The organism is Paraburkholderia sediminicola, from assembly GCF_902859805.1.
Classification (GTDB): domain Bacteria; phylum Pseudomonadota; class Gammaproteobacteria; order Burkholderiales; family Burkholderiaceae; genus Paraburkholderia; species Paraburkholderia sediminicola.
In genome coordinates, this window is record NZ_CADIKC010000020.1 from 72,078 (window position 1) to 91,707 (window position 19,630).

The following is a 19,630-nucleotide window of genomic DNA, read 5'->3' on the forward strand; positions in this document are numbered from 1 at the left end:
CGCGGCGCTGTAAAGGATCCTTATGAAGAAGATTGCCTTGAGTGGAGCCGGCGGCCAGCTCGGCTCGGTAGTGCGGACGGCGTTGGTCGGCCGTGGCATCCCCTTGCGTTCGGCGGCGGGTTCGAAGCCCCTCGCGCCGCTGGTCGAGGGCGAGGACGTGATGCACGGCGACCTGCGTGACCCCGCCGTCGTCGATCGCCTGCTAGAGGGCGTCGACGTGCTGATTCACTTCGCCGGCACGAGCGTGGAACGTCCGCTGCCTGAAATCATCGATAACAACCTGCGCGCGCTGGTCGAGGTGTACGAAGGCGCGCGCCGGCAAGGCGTTCGACGCGTGGTGTTTGCCAGCTCGAACCACGCGATCGGCATGTATCCGGTCACCGATCATCTCAGTCTCGACTGCGCACTGCGCCCGGACGGTTTCTACGGCCTGAGCAAGGTGTGGGGCGAAGCACTGGCAAGAATGTATTGGGACAAGCACGGCATCGAGAGTATTTGCGTGCGCATCGGCAGTTGCCTTGAGCGGCCGACCGAGCCGCGACACCTGAGTACCTGGTTCGGTCATCGCGACCTGCTGCATTTCCTCGACCGCTGTGTCGAGGCAGAAGACATCGGCTTCATCACCGTGTGGGGCGTGTCAGCCAACACGCGTAGCTGGTGGGACAACAGCGGCGCCGAGCGTCTCGGTTATCGGCCGACTCAGGACGCTGAAGCCTACGCCGAGGAAATCCTGGCTCGGCCGAATCCGCTCGATGCCTTGGGTCAGCGTTACCAGGGCGGCAGCTTCGTCGGCATCGATTACTCGCGCGACGACGCGGCGAGCAAAGACACCGCAGGCCGGCCGTCCTGATTGGTTAAGGAATACGAGGAGACACAGTCATGAAAATCAAGGGCATCCGCTGGTGGATGGTCAGCCTGGTCGCGGCTGGGCTCATCATCAATTACCTCGCGCGCAATACGTTGTCGGTGGCGGCGCCGACGCTGATGAAGGACCTCAACATCACGACCGCGCAGTATTCGCATGTTGTGGTGGCGTGGCAGCTTTGCTATGCATTCATGCAGCCGGTCGCGGGCTATGTACTCGACACCGTCGGCACCAAGATCGGCTTCGCGGCGTTCGCGCTGGCCTGGTCGCTGGCGTGTGCCGCCGCAGCATGGTCGACGGGCTGGCGCAGCCTGGCGTTCTTCCGCGGCGTGCTCGGTATCGCCGAAGCGGCGGGCATCCCGGCCGGCGTCAAGGCGACGAGCGAGTGGTTTCCGGCCAAGGAGCGTTCCGTTGCGATCGGCTGGTTCAATATCGGCTCGTCCGTCGGTGCGCTGCTTGCGCCGCCGCTGGTGGTTTGGGCGCTGTTGCACGGTCAATGGCAATGGGCTTTCCTGATCGTCGGCGTGGCGGGGATTGTCTGGAGCGCGCTGTGGATGCTGCTCTACAAGCACCCGCAGAAACAGAAGCTGTTGAGCGACACCGAGCGCGATTACATCCTCAGCGGACAGGAGGCAAAGCACAGCGACGCCGGTGCGGTCAAACGCAGTTGGGCTTCCATGCTCGGCAGCCGCGATTTCTGGGCAATCGGCATTCCGCGGATTCTTTCCGAGCCGGCCTGGCAGACCTTCAACGCGTGGATTCCGCTGTACATGATGACCGAGCGGCACATGAACCTGAAGGAAGTCGCGCTGTACGCATGGATGCCTTTTCTGGCCGCAGATATCGGCTGCGTGCTTGGCGGTTACCTCAGCCCGCTGTTTCATAAGTATGCGAAGGTCTCGCTGTTCACGTCCCGCAAGATGGTGTTCGTTGTTGGCGCACTCTGCATGATCGGGCCGGCTTGCGTCGGACTGGTGGCGAGTCCTTATGCGGCCGTCGCGCTGCTGTGCGTTGGCGGTTTTGCCCACCAGACCCTGTCGGGTGCGTTGTACGCGATTACCTCCGACATGTTCGGCAAGAACGAAGTCGCTACCGCCACGGGCATGGGCGGCATGGCGGGTTACCTGGGCGCGGCGGCGTTCACGGCGCTGTTCGGCGTGCTGGTCACGCAGATTGGCTACAGCCCGTTGTTCGTGGTGCTGGCTGTGTTCGACATCATCGCGGCGGCTGTGGTGTGCCTGCTGGCACGAAGTGGTGATAAGACAATCGACCCGCGTTGGGCGGCGGCGAGTGTAGCGGCCAAGTGAGTCACGGTTAGGCCCGGGCCGCGAATCGCGCCCGGTAGTGAAAATGGCGGCGCCCAAGGGCGCCGCCATTTGTTTTTTCGCGCTTAAGACTTAACGCTTAGCGCTGATCGACGGCCGTCGCGCGGTCTCCGGCATGACGCATGCCGGAGACCGTTTGCCCATCAGCCTACTAGCGAGCTGTTATACGTGACGCCGCCGATCACTACATTGCTCAGCGTGATGGCCTTCACGTTGCTCACAAAGACCGGCCCTGGCGTAGTCGTCGTTGCCGGTCCCACGCAGATCGGCGTTCCGAGGTTGCAGTTCGAGATCGTCACGCCGGTAATCGGCTGCACCGTCGGCACGGGTAGCGGGCCGTTGTAGTCCGCAGCCACCGGACCCTGCGCGACGATCGCCTGGAAGCAGGAAGCCGACGTCGCGGAGAAGCCTGCAGGCATTGCGTAGCTCACCGTGCCCGACACGTTGGTCGCGTTTACGTTCGTGATGTTGACGTTGTTGATCGTCGCCGGGTTCCAGCGCACCGAATCGCCCGAGGGGCTGTAATCGCAGTCGAACGTGATCAGCCCGCCCTGTCCGGTAGACGGGTTTGCCGCGAGACCGACCGTGCCCGTGCCGGCGACCGAACCTGGAACACTCGAGCCCAATGCGCCGCCGCCGTATTTCCCAGCCAGATTCACGCCATTGGGCAACGTCACGCCATTGATCCAGACGTTGTTGATGAACCCGCCACGGTTCATGTTGGTCTTGAAGCGAAGCGCGATATTCAGCGGATTGGTCGCCCAGTTCTCGTTCTGCATCGTCAGATTGCGCGCGTAGACGTTTTCCACGCCCGCGCTCATTTCGCTGCCGATCGTGAGCCCGCCGTGGCCACTCTGCATCGTGCAGTTCTGGACCACGATGTTCTGCATCGGGCCGTACTCCGTATCGAGGCACTTGCCGGACTTGATCGCGATGCAGTCGTCACCGGTATTGAACTGAACGTTCTGCACCAGCACGTTGTTACACGCATCCGGGTCGAAGCCGTCGTTGTTCGGGCCGATGCTGTCGGCAAACACGCCGTCGATCACCACGTTCGTGCAATCGGTCGGATGGTGCTGCCAGAACGGCGTGTTCTGTGTGTGGTAGTTCTGCAGCAGCACGTTGGTGCAGCCGATGAATTCGACCATGCACGGACGCAGAAAGTGACCGAGGCCGAAGACGCGATTAACAACCGGCACGCCGAGTTCCGACAGCGCGGGCAGGTAGTTCTGGTCCTGATTCCAGCCCGAAACGGTGAGCAGATTCATCAGCGTCGTCGTCGTGCCATCCTGATTCGTGAACGACACGCTGGCCTGCGGATTCGTGACCTGGGCCGCGGGCAGACTCGTCAGGGCCGTGCTGGCCGGGTAGGTGGCGGCGTTGGCCGGGTAGGAGGTGGTGCCCGTGTTCGCGTCGGCCTGCGAAACCGGTGTGCCTCCCGAAGCCGGTTTCACGTAACCGTATGCGCTACTCGTGCCCTTGAATGTCCACCAGCACGAGGTTGGCGGCTTGGTGCTCAACTGCATCGGCGTCATTGCCTGACCGTTGAGGACGCACGTATTGTCGTCGGCGGTCAGCGCGATGTTGTTCTGCTGGTATGCATAGATCGGCGAGCCGAAGTTCAGGCAGTCGTTGGCCTGCCAGCGCGTCCAGTACAGATTGCCGTTTGCAGTCGGGTACGGACCGTTCTTCGCGTAGTCAGCCGGGTTTGGGCTGAAATAGATCGTGCAGCCGGAACTCAAATGGAAGTTTACGTTGCTCAGGAGAACGATTGGACCGCCGCAGTACCAATTGCCGGCAGGCACCACCACGCGGCCGCCGCCCACCGCATGCGCGGCCTGAATCGCTGCATTGAACGGGGAGCACGAATCGTAGACCGTGTCCGTCATATCCCACGGCACCATCACGTTCGAGCCGGGGCTTTGCGGCGACGTTGCGGCCTGCGAGCCCGTCACCCATGAAATCGCGCCACCGGGCCACGCGCTGGCCTGGATCAAAGCGGACGCCGGCAGCGTCCGTGCGCCGTAGCCTGTCACCTGGAAATCAACCGCAGGGAACGTCGACGCGGTGATGCCGGCAAGCTTGTTGATAATTGCCGTTGCCTGGCCGGTTGGTCCCCAGATTGGGTCCGTCGCCACGGTTGGCGTAGTCGACACGGGTGTCGTGGAACTTAAGGAGCCGCTGTTACCGCCGCAGGCAGACAGTCCGCCCAGCAGCGTTGCGCCCGCGGAGGTTCCTGCGAGCACGATAAACGCTCTGCGTTCAGGTGAGTTTGGTTCGTCCTGGCCGCGGATTCTCGATGTCGCCGGCTTGCCGTTGTTTTTATCTTTAGATGCCACGGATGTCTCCTTGCCCTTTGCGGGCGTTGTAAGTGATCGTCAGTTTTCAATGGGCCATGACTCTTCAATCCGTCGCTTGAATCAGCGGCGAATATCGAACCCGTTTGCATGGCCGTCAGTCATCCTTAATATTTGTAATAAAACTTTATTGATGAGTGTGATCTGGTTGCTGAGAAGATTCCTGAGGATGCCTAATGCGGCGTGCACCGTTCCATCTTCTCTATTTGCATAGAGCAAGCGGGAACGGCGCCGCGGATCGGCCTCGCGGCCTTACAGGTTCAGGCGGTCTTCTGGCCGATCTCGTGATTGGCGAGTATTTCGAGCGCGCGCACCATGGCGGAGTGGTCCCATGCCTTGCCACCATGCGCCACGCAGGCGTTGAAGAGCTGCTGGCAGGTGGCCGTGTTCGGCAAGGAGACGCCGAGTGCCTGGGCCGTCGAGAGCGCGAGATTCAGATCCTTCTGGTGGAGCTCGATCCGGAAGCCCGGGTCGAAGGTGCGCTTCGTCATCCGTTCACCGTGCACTTCGAGAATGCGCGAGGACGCAAAACCGCCCATCAGTGCTTCGCGTACACGCGCCGGATCGACCCCGGCCTTGGAGGCGAGCAACAACGCTTCGCCGACGGCCTCGATCGTCGCGGCGACGATCACCTGATTGGCCACCTTGCACACCTGGCCCGCGCCGACAGCGCCGATTAGCGTGACGTTCTTGCCCATCATGTCGAAGAGCGGCTTGACGCTATCGAAGGTTGCGGGTTCGCCGCCCACCATGATGGTCAGCGAACCGGCCTTGGCGCCGACCTCGCCACCTGAAACCGGTGCATCCATATAGTCCGCGCCGCGTTCACGCACGCGCGCTGCGAAGTCGCGGGTGGCCATCGGCGAAATCGAGCTCATGTCGACCACCGTCTGTCCTGGACGCAGAGCCTCGGCGAGGCCGTGTTCGCCAAACAGCACGCGTTCGACGTCCGGCGTATCCGGCACCATGACGAAGATCACGTCGGCATGCGCGGCCACGGCGGCCGGGCTGTCACACGCAACGGCGCCGGCCTGGATGAGGTCTTCGGGTACGCCGCTACGCGTAAACGCGGCAAGCGCGACGCCGTTCTTGAGAAGGTTGGCGGCCATGGGTTTGCCCATGATGCCGAGTCCGATAAAGCCTGCTTTTTGCATGGAAATCTCCGGAGATGTCATGGCGGCCGTCCTTACTTCCGGTCCGCCTGTTTCTGCATGAAATGTTTTTGAACGGTCTGCGCGGCGGCTTTCAGCAACCCCATATCGGCGCAGACCGCGATGACGCGGCAGCCCATCGAGAGATAGCGCTCCGCGTCGGCCTGCACGGGCGCGAGGATGCCGCTCGGCTTGCCGGCCGCCTGTGCGCGCTCGAAGACGCGCGCGATGGCCTGTTGCACGTCGGGATGGTTCGGGTTGCCGATGTGGCCATAGGCAGCCGCGAGATCGGACGGTCCGACGAAAACCGCATCGACGCCGTCTACGGCAAGAATCTCGTCGATATTATCGACCGCCTTGTGGCTTTCAATCTGAACGATGACGCAGACGTTGTCGTTGGCGATATCGAAGTAATTGGCGACGGTCGCATAGCGATTGCCTCGTTGGCTCACCGAGACGCCGCGGATACCCTGAGGCGGGTAACGCGTCGCAGCGACGGCGCGCATCGCGTCTTCGGCGCTATCGACGAACGGCACCAGAAAATTCGAGAAACCGCTGTCGAGGAGCCGCTTGATGAACACGCTGTCGTTGGCCGGCGGGCGCACCACGGGCGCGCTTGGGCTGTCCTTGAGCGCCATCAACTGGGGGATCAGCGTCAGAACGTCGTTCGGTGCGTGCTCGGCGTCCAGCAGCATCCAGTCGAAGCCGACAATGCCTAGCAGTTCCGTAGCAATCGGGCTGGCAAGCGAAGCCCAGCAGCCGATCAGGGTTTCGCCGCCGCAGACCGCACGGCGAAAGCTATTGGGTAAAGGCTGGTAAGGCGTGGCGGCTGTCATGGGGTGTCTCCTCGAGCTGCAATTAAGCGGGCAGGTAACCTGGCAGGTAAGCTGACAGATAGGCGGGCAAGCTCCGACGTTTACTGAATGAAATGTTATAGGTCGTCGTACATCTTAATGAAGGTTAGCATCGGACCGATTGGTTGTAACGGCCACGTAAACCCGAATTCCTCACGGAGCAAGGGTTTCAGGTTGCGCGTAGGCCACTCAATGTTGTAGGATGACCTATATCTGAGATGTCCATCCAAGGAAAGCGAAATGTCTATTACCGGCGAAATGCTGATTGGCCGCAAAGCAGTGCGCGGCGAGGAAAAACCCTTGCGCGCGTTCAATCCCGCCACGGGAGCCGATATCGCCGAGCCGGTGTTCGGCAGCGGCTCGGTCGCGAATGTCGAACTCGCCTGTGAACTCGCACAGAAAGCGTTCGACCCGTACCGGCATCTGCCGCTCTCGGTGCGCGCCGAGTTTCTAGAGCGTATCGCGGACGGCATCACGGCGCTCGGCGACGCGCTGATCCAGCGCGCGCACGAAGAATCCGGCCTGCCGAAGGCGCGCCTCGAAGGCGAGCGCGGCCGCACCACTGGCCAGCTCAAACTGTTCGCGCAAGTCGTACGCGCCGGCCAATGGCTCGCCGCCACGCTCGATTCGCCGTTGCCCGAGCGTAAGCCGCTGCCGCGTTCAGACCTGCGGATGCAAAAGATTCCGCTGGGCCCGGTCGCCGTGTTCGGCGCCAGCAACTTCCCGCTTGCGTTTTCGGTGGCGGGCGGCGATACCGCTGCGGCGCTTGCCGCGGGCTGCCCGGTGGTGGTGAAGGCGCATCGCGCTCACCTGGGCACCTCCGAGATGGTCGGCCGTGTGATTCAGCAAGTCGCGCAGGACATGGACCTGCCTGAAGGCGTGTTCTCGATGATCGTCGGCGCCGGCAATTCGGTCGGTGAAGCGCTGGTCGCGCATCCGGCGATCAAGGCGGTGGGCTTCACGGGTTCGCGCGCTGGCGGCACGTCGCTGATGCGCGTCGCGGCCGCCCGGGCCGAGCCGATTCCGGTGTACGCGGAAATGAGCAGCATCAACCCGGTGTTCCTCCTGTCGAATGCGCTGTCGCAACGCGGTGAGACCATCGCGCGCGGCTTCGTCGATTCGCTGGTGCTCGGCGCGGGGCAGTTCTGTACCAATCCGGGCCTCGCGATCGCTGTCGACAGCGACGCACTCAAAGGTTTCGTTGCAACGGCGTCCGAGGCGCTGAGCGGCAAGCCGGCCCAGACCATGCTGACCGCCGGCATTCACGCGGCCTATGAAGAGGGCGAGGACAAGCTGGCGGCGACGCGAGGCGTTGAGGCAGTTGCCCGCGGCATTGACGCGACAGGACCGACGCAGGCTTGCGCGGCTTTGTTCGTGACCGACGCGCTGACCTTCCTGTCCACGCCGGCGCTGGAGGACGAGGTTTTCGGGCCTGCGTCGACCATCGTGCGTTGCAAGGACGAGCAGGAGTTGCTCGCGGTTGCCGAACACTTTGACGGTCAACTGACCGCCACGGTGCAGATGGATAGCGCGGATCTCGCGGCGGCGAAGAAGCTGGTGCCGATTCTCGAGCGCAAAGCCGGCCGGATCCTGGTCAACGGTTTCCCGACCGGCGTCGAGGTTTCGCACGCGATGGTGCACGGCGGCCCGTTCCCGGCAACGTCCGATAGCCGGGCGACGTCAGTTGGGACGACGTCGATCGAACGCTTCCTGCGTCCGGTGTGCTATCAGGATTTCCCGGCCGATCTGCTGCCTGAAGCGCTGGCCGACGCCAATCCGCTGGACCTTTGGCGCCGTCGTGATGGCGAGATCACGCGCAGCTAATCGATGCGTGAGCGGCGCCCGGATAGGGGCGCCGCGTAAGACAAAAAAATGGCCGGGAAGCATTTCAATGCCCCCGGCCATTTTTGCATCCAGCGCGATGAAGCAGTACTTGCTCAGCGCAAAGAATCAGCTATTCGCTTCAGCCGTTTCGTTGGCGCGCCGCAGTCGCTCGCGGCTATTCGACAGATGCATGCGCATCGCCGCGCGTGCGCCTTCGGCGTCGTGTCGTGTGATTGCCTCGAGAATGCTTTCGTGCTCCAGGTTGACGAGCGACAGATACGCGTCGGGTTCTGCACGCGCGATCCCTGCGGAATCGAGCCGGTTGCGCGGAATCAGCGCACTGCCCATTTGCGTGAGGATGTCGACGAAATACCGGTTGCCGGTTGCGCGCGCCACGGAGATATGGAACTGCAGGTCGGCATCGACGCTATCCAGCCCGTTGTGGCGGGTGGCCTCGATTGCATCGAGCGCGCCGCGCATGCGCGCGAGATCGTCCGGCTTGGCCCGTTGAGCGGCGAGACCCGCGCATTCCGTCTCGAGACTGATGCGCAGTTCCAGGATCGACAGCACGTCGCGCAAGGTGGTGGCGGGCACCATGTCAATGCCCAGCTTTTCGCGCTGGGGTTCCAGCACGAAACTGCCGATGCCATGGCGCGTCTCAATGATCTTGCCCGCCTGCAAGCGTGAAATCGCTTCACGGATGACGGTGCGGCTCACGCTCAGCGTGACCATCAATTGTGATTCGGTCGGCAGTTTGTCGCCGGGCTTCAAGGCGTTAGACGCAATTTGCTCGGTGACGTAGCTGACGACAAACTCGGCAAGATTGCGCGCGCGCCGTGGCGGTGCTGCGGATGCCAGTGGTGTAGCCATCGAAAACGCCCCTTGAATCAGATAGTTGCAGGTACTTCCTGCGATTCATTATACCGTCGTCTGACGACTGATTATATAAACGCCGGATCATTTTGGGCATCGGTGTCGGACCTGGCGTCGCTGCCCCGGTTTCAGGCGCCTCGCGGACAAGCCGCGTTAATTTCCAGGCGCCCCGGGAAGTACGATAACCGCCTGACTGCTAGCCCCGGCGCAGTTCGACCCGTTTGATGTCTTTCACGATCACGAGGTAGCTGAACACCGTCAGCAGGGCATTCAGGCCGACGAAAACCAGCGCGCCGTTGAACGACCCGGTCTTCGCGACGAGATAGCCGATCACGATGGGCGTCACGATGCCGGCGACATTGCCGAACATATTGAAGATCGCGCCCGACAGGCCGAGGGCTTCTTTCGGCGACGTATCCGCCACCACGGCCCAGCCCAGCGCACCGATGCCCTTGCCGAAGAACGCGAGCGACATGAGCGCGACGACGATCCAGTCGGTCGAAACATAGTTGCAGCCGATGATGCACACCGAGAGCAGCATGCCGCCGACAATCGGCACCTTGCGCGCGATGGTGAGCGAATGCCCGCGCCGGATCAGCCCATCGGACAGGATGCCGCCGAGCACGCCGCCGGAGAATCCGCAAATCGCCGGCAGCGATGCCACCAGACCCGCTTGCAGAATCGTCATGCCGCGCGCCTGCACGAGGTAGATCGGAAACCAGGTCAGGAAGAAGTAGGTCAGCACGTTGATGCAGTACTGGGCGAGGTAGACGCCGACGAGCATGCGGTTGGTCAGCAACTGACGCACCAGCGACCAGCCGCCGGTGCTCGCGACGTCCGCAGCCCGAGCCGCTTTCGAGTGACCGTTCACCACGCCGCCGCCCTGTTCGATGTAGTCGAGTTCGGCGCGCGAGACACGCGGGTGATCGGCGGGGTTCTTCATCACCTTCAGCCAGGTGAGCGCGAGTAACAGACCGGCCACGCCCATCACGAGGTAGACCGCGTGCCAGCCGAACGCATGGGTGAGCCATGCCATCAGCGGCGTGAAAATGACTGCCGCGAAGTATTGAGCCGAATTGAAAATGGCGGAGGCGGTGCCGCGTTCGTTGGTGGGAAACCAGCTCGCCACGACCTTGGCATTGGCCGGAAACGCCGGCGATTCAGCGGCGCCCATTGCGAAGCGCAGCACGAACAATCCGGTGACGGCGGCGGCCGCGCTGCCCAGCAGACCGATCGAGCTTTGCAGCAGCGTGAACAAAGACCACAGGAAAATGCTCGCCGCGTAGACGCGCCGCGCGCCGAAACGGTCGAGCAGCCAGCCCGCCGGCAATTGCGACAGAACATAGGCCCAGCTGAACGCGGAGAAGATGTAACCCATCCTGATCGCGTCGAAACCGAACTCGGCGCGCATCGCGGATCCAGTTACCGAGAGCGTGGCGCGGTCCGCGTAATTGAATGTCGTGATCAGAAAGATCAGCAACAGAATCGCATAGCGGACTTTGGTGCGCTTTGCGACGTGGGCGGGGCTCGCGGTGCGGCTCATTTCCATCGTCATCTCCTGAACTTTTTATCTGTGAAAAAGCGCCCGGCGACGTTGCCGTCCCGGGCGCTCTTTACTGTGCCGCGTGTTCGAGCCTGGTTTGGCCAGATTCGGCCAGGCTCGCACGGCTTGGCGCCTTGCTGTGTTACTGCGCGCCGAGCTTCTTGATCAGCACGTCGAGTTGCGCCATTTCTTCTTCGGTCAGATCGGTCAGCGGTGCGCGCACCGGACCCGCGCTGTGGCCGACCAGCTTTGCGCCGGCCTTCACGATGCTGACAGCGTAGCCTTGGCGGCGGTTGCGGATCGCCAGATACGGCAGGAAGAATTCGTCGATCAGCTTGCCGACGGTGGCGTGATCGTCCGCGGCAATCGCGCGGTAGAAGTCCATCGCGGTCTTCGGGATGAAGTTGAACACGGCCGACGAGTACACCGGCACGCCCAGCGCCTTGTAGGCCGCGGCGTAGACTTCAGCGGTCGGCAGGCCGCCGAGGTAGGAGAAGCGGTCGCCGAGGCGGCGGCGGATCGACACCATGTTCTCGATCTCGCCCACGCCGTCCTTGAAGCCGATCAGGTTGGGGCAGCGCTCGGCCAGCCCTTCGAGCATGTCGGCGTTAAGCTTGGAGTTCGCGCGGTTGTAGATGATCACGCCCATGTTCGGCACGGACTTGCAGACTTCTTCCGCGTGCGCCGCGATGCCTTCCTGGCAGGCTTCGGTCAGGTAGTGGGGCATCAGCAGAATGCCGTTTGCGCCGTGACGTTCGGCTTCCTGGGCATAGGCGATCGCCACGCGGGTCGGGCCGCCGGCGCCGGCGAGAATCGGTACCTTGCCTTTGCAGACTTCGGTTGCCGTACGCACGACGTTCGAGTAGTCGTTATGCGTGAGCGAGAAGAATTCGCCCGTGCCGCCGGCGACGAACAGCGCCGAGGCGCCATAAGGCGCGAGCCATTCGAGGCGCTCGGCATAGGTGTCGGCGCGGAAGTCGCCTTGTTCGTCGAAGTCGGTAACGGGGAAGGACAGAAGGCCTTCGGAAACGATCTGCTTCAGTTCCTGCGGTGTCGTCATGATGAGTATCCAGGGCGTCGAATGGGGTCGGTATTTAGAAATGATGATTTCTTATACGTCATCGTACAACAACAATTCGGCTAACTCAACGGTGTTTTCGCGGCATAATGCGCGCCATAGGGTAAATACGGAACGTCTGGGCAATCTTTCATGTTGTAGGATGACGTATGAATGATTGGCGCACAATTGGCGCAACGATTGGCGCAGCAGGCGTGAAATCGCCACAAGGATCGATGTCATGGAACAAACCCCGCTCTACATTCGCGTTCACCCCAATGACAATGTCGCGATCGTCGTCAACGACGGCGGTCTGGGTGAGGGCGCCGTATTTCCCGATGGCCTCGCGCTGCGCGAGCGTGTTCCGCAAGGGCACAAGGTCGCGCTGGCCGATCTCGCGGAAGGCGACGAGGTCATCCGCTACAACGTGGTGATCGGCTACGCGCTCAAGGATTTGCCGAAGGGCAGCTGGATCAACGAACACGTGATCCGCATGCCGAGCCCGCCGGGACTGGAAGATCTGCCGATCGCCACCATCAAGGCGCCGGAGATGCCGCCGCTGGAAGGCTTTACGTTCGAAGGCTATCGCAATGCCGACGGCTCGGTCGGCTCGCGCAACATTCTGGCCATCACGACTACGGTGCAATGCGTGGCCGATGTCGTTCAGCACGCGGTCACGCGCATCAAGGCCGAACTGCTGCCGCACTATCCGAACGTCGACGATGTTGTGAGCCTTGGCCATACCTATGGTTGCGGCGTCGCGATCGACGCGCCGGACGCAATGGTGCCGATCCGCACCGTGCGCAACATCAGCCTGAATCCGAACTTCGGCGGCGAAGTGATGATGGTCAGCCTCGGTTGCGAGAAGCTGCAGCCTGAACGCCTGATGCCGCCGGGCACGATTCCGATTGCCGCAGCGGCAAATGTCGCCGAAGTGGCTGATATCGGCGACGTCGAAGCCGATCTGAACGGCGGCGTGGTGGTGCTTCAGGACGACGCGCACGTCGGCTTCCAGTCGATGATCGAGTCGATCATGCGAATGGCCGAGGGTCATCTCAAGCGGCTGAACAATCGCCGCCGCGAGACCTGCCCGGCCTCCGACCTGGTGATCGGCGTGCAGTGCGGCGGCAGCGATGCATTTTCCGGGCTGACCGCGAATCCCGCGGTGGGCTTCGCTACCGATTTGCTGGTGCGCGCCGGCGCGACGGTGATGTTCTCCGAAGTCACCGAAGTGCGCGACGGCGTCGATCAACTGACGGCGCGCGCGGCCAATGCGGACGTGGCGGCGGCGATCATCCGCGAGATGCAGTGGTACGACGATTATCTGAAGCGCGGCGGCGCGGACCGCAGCGCCAACACCACCCCCGGCAACAAGAAGGGGGGCTTGTCGAACATCGTTGAAAAGGCGATGGGTTCGATTATCAAGTCTGGCAACTCGGCTATTTCCGGCGTGTTGTCGCCTGGCGAAAAGGTCAAGCAGAAGGGCCTGATTTACGCGGCCACGCCGGCGAGCGATTTCATTTGCGGCACGCTGCAGGTCGCGGCGGGCATCAATCTGCATGTATTCACGACCGGCCGCGGCACGCCGTACAGCCTCGCTGAGGTGCCCGTCATCAAGGTCGCGACGCGCTCCGATCTCGCGCGCCGCTGGCACGATCTGATGGACATCAACGCCGGTACGATTGCGACCGGCGCAGCGACGATCGAAGACGTGGGTTGGGAGCTGTTCCGCCTGATGCTCGACGTCGCAAGCGGACGTAAAGAGACGTGCGCGGAGAAACTCAAACTTCACAATGCGTTGACGCTGTTCAATCCGGCGCCGGTGACCTGATAGTACCAATAGTACCGATCGTAATCACGACAAAGACTGAGACATGACTGACTCGAACCTCGAGCGCCCGGCGGCGCAGAAACCTTTCCGCCGTCTTCTGCTCACCGGCGCTGCCGGCAACCTCGGCCAGCAGTTGCGCGGTGCGCTCGCTTCATGGGCCGATGTCGTGCGCGTCACCGATATCGCGCCGCTGGGTGAAGTGGCGGCGCACGAAGAAGCATCGATCGTGGACCTCGCGGATGAAGCCGCCGTTCACGCACTGCTGGAAGGCGTGGATGCGGTCGTTCATCTGGGCGGCATTTCCGTCGAAGCGCCGTTCGAAGATCTGCTCGAAGCGAATATTCGCGGCCTGTACAACCTTTATTCCGCTGCGCAGAAGCAGGGCGTGAAGCGCATCGTGTACGCGAGCTCGAATCATGCCGTGGGTTTTCATCCCACCACGTCGGTGGTCGATATCGACGCGCCGCTGCGTCCCGACAGCCTGTATGGCGTGACGAAGTGCTTCGGCGAATCGCTGTCGCGCTATTACTTCGACCGCTTCGGTCTCGAGACCGTGTGTCTGCGGATCGGCTCGTCGTTCGAGCAGCCGAAGAATCCGCGCATGCTCGTCACCTTTCTGAGCTTCCGCGACTTTATCGAACTGGTCCGTTGCTCGCTGTTCACCAATCGGGTTGGGCACGCAATCGTTTATGGCGTCTCGGATAATCGGACCAAGTGGGTCGACAACACCAAGGCGGCGTTCCTCGGTTTTCGTCCGCAGGACAGTTCGGTCGAGTTCGAGCACCTCTTTCCGGTCACGGCACCCACCACCGACCTCGGCGATCCGACGCAGCACTTCCAGGGCGGCCCGTTCGTGCTGGCCGGTCCGATGGAGCCGAAGCGGTGAGCGGCATGGCGAATCCGCGAGTGGAGCGAGTCGAAGCGGCAGGGCAGGCGCCCGCATCAGTCGGCGAGAGCCCGGTATGGCGTGCCGCGGAACAGGCGCTTTACTGGGTGGATATTCCGGCGCAAAAGATCGTGCGGCTGCGGCTCGAAACGGCTGAACGCACCGAGTGGCAATTGCCGGAGAAGGTCGCGTGCATCGCCTTCGATCATCGTGGCACGGTGCTGGCTGGCTGTGAGACGGGGCTCTTTGCTGTCACGCTGACCGAAGACGCGCCCCGTGGCGAAGCGATGACGGTGACCGGCAGAAAGCTCGCCGCGCCGCACTTCGCGTTCGACGATATGCGCTTTAACGACGGCCGGTGCGATCGGCAAGGGCGTTTCTGGTCCGGCACGATGGTGCAGGACATGGCCGCGGCAAATCCCGCGGGCGCGCTGTATCGCTTCGACGAGCGTGGCGTGCTGTCGGCGCCGGTTGTCGACGCGTTGATCACGCAAAACGGCCTGGGGTGGTCGCCGGATGGCACCACGATGTATCTGTCGGACTCGCATCCTCTGCGCCGGCAAATCTGGGCGTTCGATTACGACATCGAAGCGGGCGAGCCGCGCAATCGGCGCGTATTCGCCGACCTGCATGATTACGCGGGTCGTCCTGACGGCGCAGCCGTGGATGCAGACGGCTGCTACTGGATTTGCGCAAACGACGCCGGCCTCCTGCTGCGCTTCACACCGCAAGGCAAGCTCGATCGGCAGATCGCCGTGCCGGCCGTGAAGCCGGCAATGTGCGCGTTCGGCGGCCGGGATCTGGACACGCTGTTCGTGACGTCGATTCGTCCCGCGACGGGCGCGAGTGAACACGACGGCCACCTGTTCGCCGTTCGCCCCGGTGTGACCGGGCTGCCTGAGCCCGAATACGCGGGCGAACTCTGAATAAGCGACGTGAATGAGGCGGGGCGCCGGGGAATTAGCACGTCGGCACCCAACAGTTGCAGCCTTTTATTCATCACTTGTCGTACAACATAGTGGCAAAAATGCCACTCTCGGGTCATCTTCCTCTCTACGAAAAATATAAGTCAACGAGGTGAGGATTTCGCTCGAAATCCTTTGTGGTATGGCTTTGATGCCAGATTCTGACTCAGAAAATTTTACGTCCAACCCGCTGTCGTGCGGGTAAATACCGGCTGTACAACTCATACGACGTTTTATAGACTTCATATGTCGTCGTACAACATATGAGCCCCAACAAATTCATTTCAAGACAGTTTGGGGCGCTGGACGAAGAGGGTAGCGTTATCTACGCGCATGACCAACGCGCGCGGGGTTCATGCCGAAGCAGTCGAAGCAAAGAAGTCGAGTTGTCTGACAGGAGTGCTGAGCATCTGTGCCGGGGAAGTAGAACAGGCCAGCACGGCAAACCGCTCGCTACCCGGGAAGGGTGGCGTGTGGAGCCGGGAGACGCATCAAAACCATGTCGCATCCGTAAGCGGCCTTCCGTAAGCGACCCCGCGAAAGCGGTCGTTCGCAAGCGGCCCTCCGCATCCGGATGATCTAATTTCAAGGAATGTCACGATGAAAAACAAGTTTGCCTCTTCCCGTGTTTCGATGATTGTCGCGGCCTCCGTGCTGGCGTTCAGCACCGTGTCGGCGCACGCGCGCGTGTTCCGCGTGTCGGACGTGCATGGCGACACCTATCCGACCAATATGGCCGTGAAATACATGGGTGAAGAAATCAGCAAGGCAACCGGTGGCAAGGATTCCGTGAAGGTCTTCGGCAACAGCGCGCTGGGTTCCGAAAACGACACGATCGATCAGGTGCGCATCGGCGCACTGGACATGGCGCGCGCTAACGGTGCCGCGTTCAACGAGATCGTGCCGGAATCGATGATTCCCTCGCTGCCGTTCCTGTTTCGCGACATCGACCATTTCCGCAAAGTGATGTATGGCCCGGAAGGCCAGAAGATTCTCGACGCCTTCAAGGCGAAGGGCATGATCGCGCTGACGTTCTACGAGAGCGGCGCGCGCTCGATGTACGCGAAGAAGGCGATCCATTCGCCCGCCGACATGAAGGGGCTCAAGGTACGCGTGCAACCGTCGGATCTGATGGTCGACGAAATCAAGGCGATGGGCGGCACGCCGACGCCGATGCCGTTCGCCGAAGTCTATACCGGCCTGAAGACGGGCCTGGTGGATGGCGCGGAAAACAACCTGCCGTCGTACGAAGAGACCAAGCATTTCGAAGTTGCGCAGGTCTATTCCGAAACCCAGCATTCGATGACGCCGGAAGTGCTGGTGTTCTCCAAGAAGGTTTGGGACACGCTGACGCCGCAGGAGCAGGACATCATCAAGAAGGCAGCGGCTGACTCCGTGCCTTACTACACGAAGCTGTGGACCGCGCGCGAATCCGACGCGGCAAAGACGGTCACGAAGGGTGGCGCGACGATCGTTACCGCGTCGCAGATCGACCGTCCTGCTTTCGTGAAGGCGATGCAACCGGTCTGGGCGAAGTATGAAAAGACCCCGCAAATGAAGCAGCTCGTCGACGAAATCCAGGCAGTCAAATAAGTTTGGACGTAACGCGGTGGAGAAGGACCGTGCAGCACGCGCTGCCGGTTTTTCCCGCCGTGCGGTTTCCTGATCCGGTGAGCCTTGGCAGGATTCCTGAAGATCAAATATAAGTCCGCTGTATGCAAGGATGGGGTCAATGAGATTCATGAAACGCCCAAATGATTTTCTCTTCCGCGTGCTGGTGGTCGTGGCGTCGGCGAGTCTCGCCACGCTGTGCCTGCTGGTGATTTATAGCGTTGTGATGCGCTATGTCTTCAGTGACGCACCGGATTTTGTCGAACCCATTGCGCTCCTGCTGGTGATCGTGATCGCCATGTTCGGGGCCGCGCTCAAAGTTCGCGAAGGCGGCCACATCGGGCTTGATTCGCTGGTCAAGAAGCTGCCGCCGAAAGGCCAGACGATCGCCCATGCGTTCCAGCACATTTGCCTGATCGTGCTGGCCGTGGCGATTTTCTTCGGCTGCTGGCAGATGGCGGAGACGACGATGGACGACAAGATCCCGATCCTGGGCCTTCCGGAAGCGCTTCGATATCTGATTCCGGTCATTGCCAGCGCCTGCATCGCTCTGTTCTCGTTCGAGAACCTGCTGGGGCTTTTCGCACAGAAACAAAAATAGAAGAATCATGGAACTTGCCATCCTCTCAGTTAGTTTCCTCGTCTTCCTCGTATTCGGGGTTCCTGTTTCGTTCGCGTTGGGACTCTCGTGCGTCCTGACGTATCTGTATGAAGGCTTGCCGGCGGCCACCGCCATGCAGTCGATGATTTCGGGAATGAACGCGTTTTCGTTTCTCGCGGTCCCGTTCTTCATTTTCTCAGGCGAGTTGATGCTGCACGGTGGTATCGCCGACCGCATCCTGCGCTTCGCGCAAGCCACGGTGGGCCATTTCCGCGGTGGACTCGGCATGGCTAACGTGGTCGCGTGCACGCTGTTCGGCGGCGTATCCGGTTCGCCGACGGCAGACACCTCCGCCATGGGCGGCGTCGTCATTCCGCTGATGAAGCGCGAAGGCTATAGCGCGGCCTACGCGGTCAACGTGACAACCCATTCTTCGCTGGCGGGCGCGCTGATGCCCACGTCGACGAACATGATCATCTATGCGTTCGCGGCCCAAGGCATCACGGGAACGTTGAACGGTCACCAGATGAGCGGTGTGTCGATCGGCGATCTGTTGTTTTCTGGTCTGTTGCCGGTGCTGTGGGTGATGGGTTTCGTGCTTATCGCTGCGTATTGGCAAGCGGTCAAGTTCGGCTATCCGCGCCGTCCTGATGGCTCGACCGAGTTGCAGCGCTTTCCCGGCTGGTTCGCGGTGGCCCGCACGTTCCTCGGTGCATTGCCCGGCTTGATGGTGATCGCGATCATTCTGTTCTGCGTGGCCAGGGGTATTGCTACAGCGACAGAAGCGGCTGCTATCGCAGTGGCTTATTCGTTGGTGCTGACGATCGTCATTTATCGCACGATGACGATGAAGAAGCTCGCTCATGCGCTCGCCAAGGCGGCCAAAACCACCGGCGTGGTGTTGCTGCTGATCGGCGTGTCGAACATGCTGCGCTACCAGATGGCCTATCTGGAGATTCCCGACGCCATCGAACACATGCTCGACGGTGCAACGAGCCTGCCCTGGTTGATGCTGCTTTACATCAACATCATCCAGATCTTTCTCGGCACGTTCGTCGACATGGCTGCGCACATCCTGATCACCACGCCCTTGTTCCTGCCGATGGCGATGCATGCCGGCGTCGGCCCCGTTCAGTTCGGGATCATGATTTTGCTGAACTGCGCATTGGGTCTCGTGCATCCGCCGATTGGTTCGGTGCAGTTCATCGGCTGCGCGATCGGCAATGTGTCGATAGGTGAAACCACCAAGGTGGCGTGGCCTTACTACCTGGCTATCTTCAGCGCGATCAACATTGTGACGTACGTACCGATGTTTTCGACGTGGTTGCCTAGCCTGATCAATGGTCACCCGGTGTTTTGAACGCTTGATTAAGAGTCGGCACCGGTGTGGCACTGCCAGATACGACAAATAAGTTTTTTACAGAGGAGCAGAAATGAAAAAGGTAATAGCAACCTCGGCCCTTGGGTTGGTCGCCCTCGGCGCACACGCACAAAGCAGCGTGACGCTGTACGGGATCGTCGACACGGGGATCGGTTATCAGAGCAGCCAGACGTCGCTCGGTTCGACGAGTGGCGGCCGTTCGGTGATCAAGATGGTGAACGGCATCTGGGCCGGCAGCCGCTTCGGCCTGAAGGGCTCCGAGGACCTGGGCGGTGGCACGAAGGCGATCTTCCAGTTGGAAGAGGGTTTTAACAGTGCAACCGGCGCACAGTCCGTCACCGGTCTGGCGTTCAACCGGCAGGCTTATGTCGGCGTGGCTAATGCCACGTACGGCTCGTTCACGGCCGGCCGTCAGTACACGTCGTACTACACGCTGCTGTCGCCGTATAGCCCGACCACGTGGCTGACGGGCGCATACGGCGCGCACCCGGGCGATATCGATTCGC

16 protein-coding genes are annotated in these 19,630 nt (G+C 61.6%); 10 read left to right on the forward strand and 6 right to left on the reverse strand.

The window, feature by feature from the left end:
* The first annotated feature begins 22 nt into the window (after positions 1–22).
* Positions 23–850: an NAD-dependent epimerase/dehydratase family protein gene (locus tag R8871_RS36990; RefSeq protein WP_175054849.1), complete on the forward strand. Its 828-nt coding sequence runs from the start codon at positions 23–25 to the stop codon at positions 848–850.
* A gap of 29 nt (positions 851–879) precedes the next feature.
* Complete coding sequence (locus tag R8871_RS36995) at positions 880–2,172, forward strand: MFS transporter (RefSeq protein WP_175054850.1); 1,293 nt, start codon at positions 880–882, stop codon at positions 2,170–2,172.
* 161 nt (positions 2,173–2,333) lie between these two features.
* On the opposite strand, the gene R8871_RS37000 is transcribed toward R8871_RS36995, so the two are convergent.
* The 3 genes from R8871_RS37000 to garL all read right to left on the reverse strand — a co-directional run bounded on the left by R8871_RS37000 (position 2,334) and on the right by garL (position 6,534).
* Positions 2,334–4,529 (reverse strand): glycoside hydrolase family 28 protein, encoded by a 2,196-nt coding sequence (locus R8871_RS37000; RefSeq protein ID WP_175054851.1) that lies wholly within the window; start codon positions 4,527–4,529, stop codon positions 2,334–2,336.
* 278 nt (positions 4,530–4,807) lie between these two features.
* Positions 4,808–5,701 carry a 2-hydroxy-3-oxopropionate reductase gene (locus R8871_RS37005; protein ID WP_246288025.1) on the reverse strand — a complete coding sequence of 298 codons (894 nt, stop codon included), beginning with the start codon at positions 5,699–5,701 and terminating at the stop codon, positions 4,808–4,810.
* A 32-nt stretch (positions 5,702–5,733) separates the two neighbouring features.
* A complete protein-coding gene (gene garL / locus R8871_RS37010; protein ID WP_175054853.1) occupies positions 5,734–6,534 on the reverse strand; it encodes a 2-dehydro-3-deoxyglucarate aldolase in 801 nt (266 codons plus the stop codon).
* Positions 6,535–6,792: 258 nt separating this feature from the next.
* On the opposite strand from garL, the gene R8871_RS37015 reads away from it, so the two are divergent.
* Entirely contained in the window at positions 6,793–8,376 is a 1,584-nt protein-coding gene (locus R8871_RS37015; RefSeq protein WP_175054854.1) for an aldehyde dehydrogenase (NADP(+)), read from the forward strand.
* 126 nt (positions 8,377–8,502) lie between these two features.
* Here the strand turns inward: R8871_RS37015 and R8871_RS37020 are convergent, their stop codons facing one another.
* The 3 genes from R8871_RS37020 to kdgD all read right to left on the reverse strand — a co-directional run bounded on the left by R8871_RS37020 (position 8,503) and on the right by kdgD (position 11,852).
* Positions 8,503–9,246, reverse strand: a complete 744-nt coding sequence (locus tag R8871_RS37020; RefSeq protein WP_175054855.1) for a FadR/GntR family transcriptional regulator — start codon at positions 9,244–9,246, stop codon at positions 8,503–8,505.
* A 199-nt stretch (positions 9,247–9,445) separates the two neighbouring features.
* On the reverse strand, positions 9,446–10,798 hold the full coding sequence (locus R8871_RS37025; protein ID WP_175054856.1) for an MFS transporter: 1,353 nt from the start codon (positions 10,796–10,798) through the stop codon (positions 9,446–9,448).
* 136 nt (positions 10,799–10,934) lie between these two features.
* Positions 10,935–11,852 carry a 5-dehydro-4-deoxyglucarate dehydratase gene (gene kdgD / locus R8871_RS37030; protein ID WP_097396908.1) on the reverse strand — a complete coding sequence of 306 codons (918 nt, stop codon included), beginning with the start codon at positions 11,850–11,852 and terminating at the stop codon, positions 10,935–10,937.
* 238 nt (positions 11,853–12,090) lie between these two features.
* Between kdgD and garD the strand changes: the two genes are divergently transcribed.
* The 7 genes from garD to R8871_RS37065 form a co-directional block, all read left to right on the forward strand.
* On the forward strand, positions 12,091–13,680 hold the full coding sequence (garD, locus tag R8871_RS37035) for a galactarate dehydratase (protein WP_175054857.1): 1,590 nt from the start codon (positions 12,091–12,093) through the stop codon (positions 13,678–13,680).
* A 43-nt stretch (positions 13,681–13,723) separates the two neighbouring features.
* Positions 13,724–14,566, forward strand: coding sequence for an NAD-dependent epimerase/dehydratase family protein (locus R8871_RS37040; RefSeq protein WP_175054858.1), 843 nt, complete (start codon positions 13,724–13,726; stop codon positions 14,564–14,566).
* Complete coding sequence (locus R8871_RS37045) at positions 14,563–15,492, forward strand: SMP-30/gluconolactonase/LRE family protein (protein WP_175054859.1); 930 nt, start codon at positions 14,563–14,565, stop codon at positions 15,490–15,492. Before R8871_RS37040 ends, R8871_RS37045 begins: the two co-directional genes overlap by 4 nt.
* Before the next feature lie 639 nt (positions 15,493–16,131).
* A complete protein-coding gene (locus R8871_RS37050) occupies positions 16,132–17,124 on the forward strand; it encodes a TRAP transporter substrate-binding protein (protein WP_054040221.1) in 993 nt (330 codons plus the stop codon).
* Positions 17,125–17,263: 139 nt separating this feature from the next.
* Entirely contained in the window at positions 17,264–17,743 is a 480-nt protein-coding gene (locus R8871_RS37055; RefSeq protein ID WP_054040219.1) for a TRAP transporter small permease, read from the forward strand.
* A gap of 7 nt (positions 17,744–17,750) precedes the next feature.
* Entirely contained in the window at positions 17,751–19,103 is a 1,353-nt protein-coding gene (locus tag R8871_RS37060; RefSeq protein WP_175054860.1) for a TRAP transporter large permease, read from the forward strand.
* Positions 19,104–19,176: 73 nt separating this feature from the next.
* On the forward strand, positions 19,177–19,630 hold a 454-nt coding region (locus tag R8871_RS37065; RefSeq protein ID WP_175054861.1), incomplete at its 3' end, for a porin.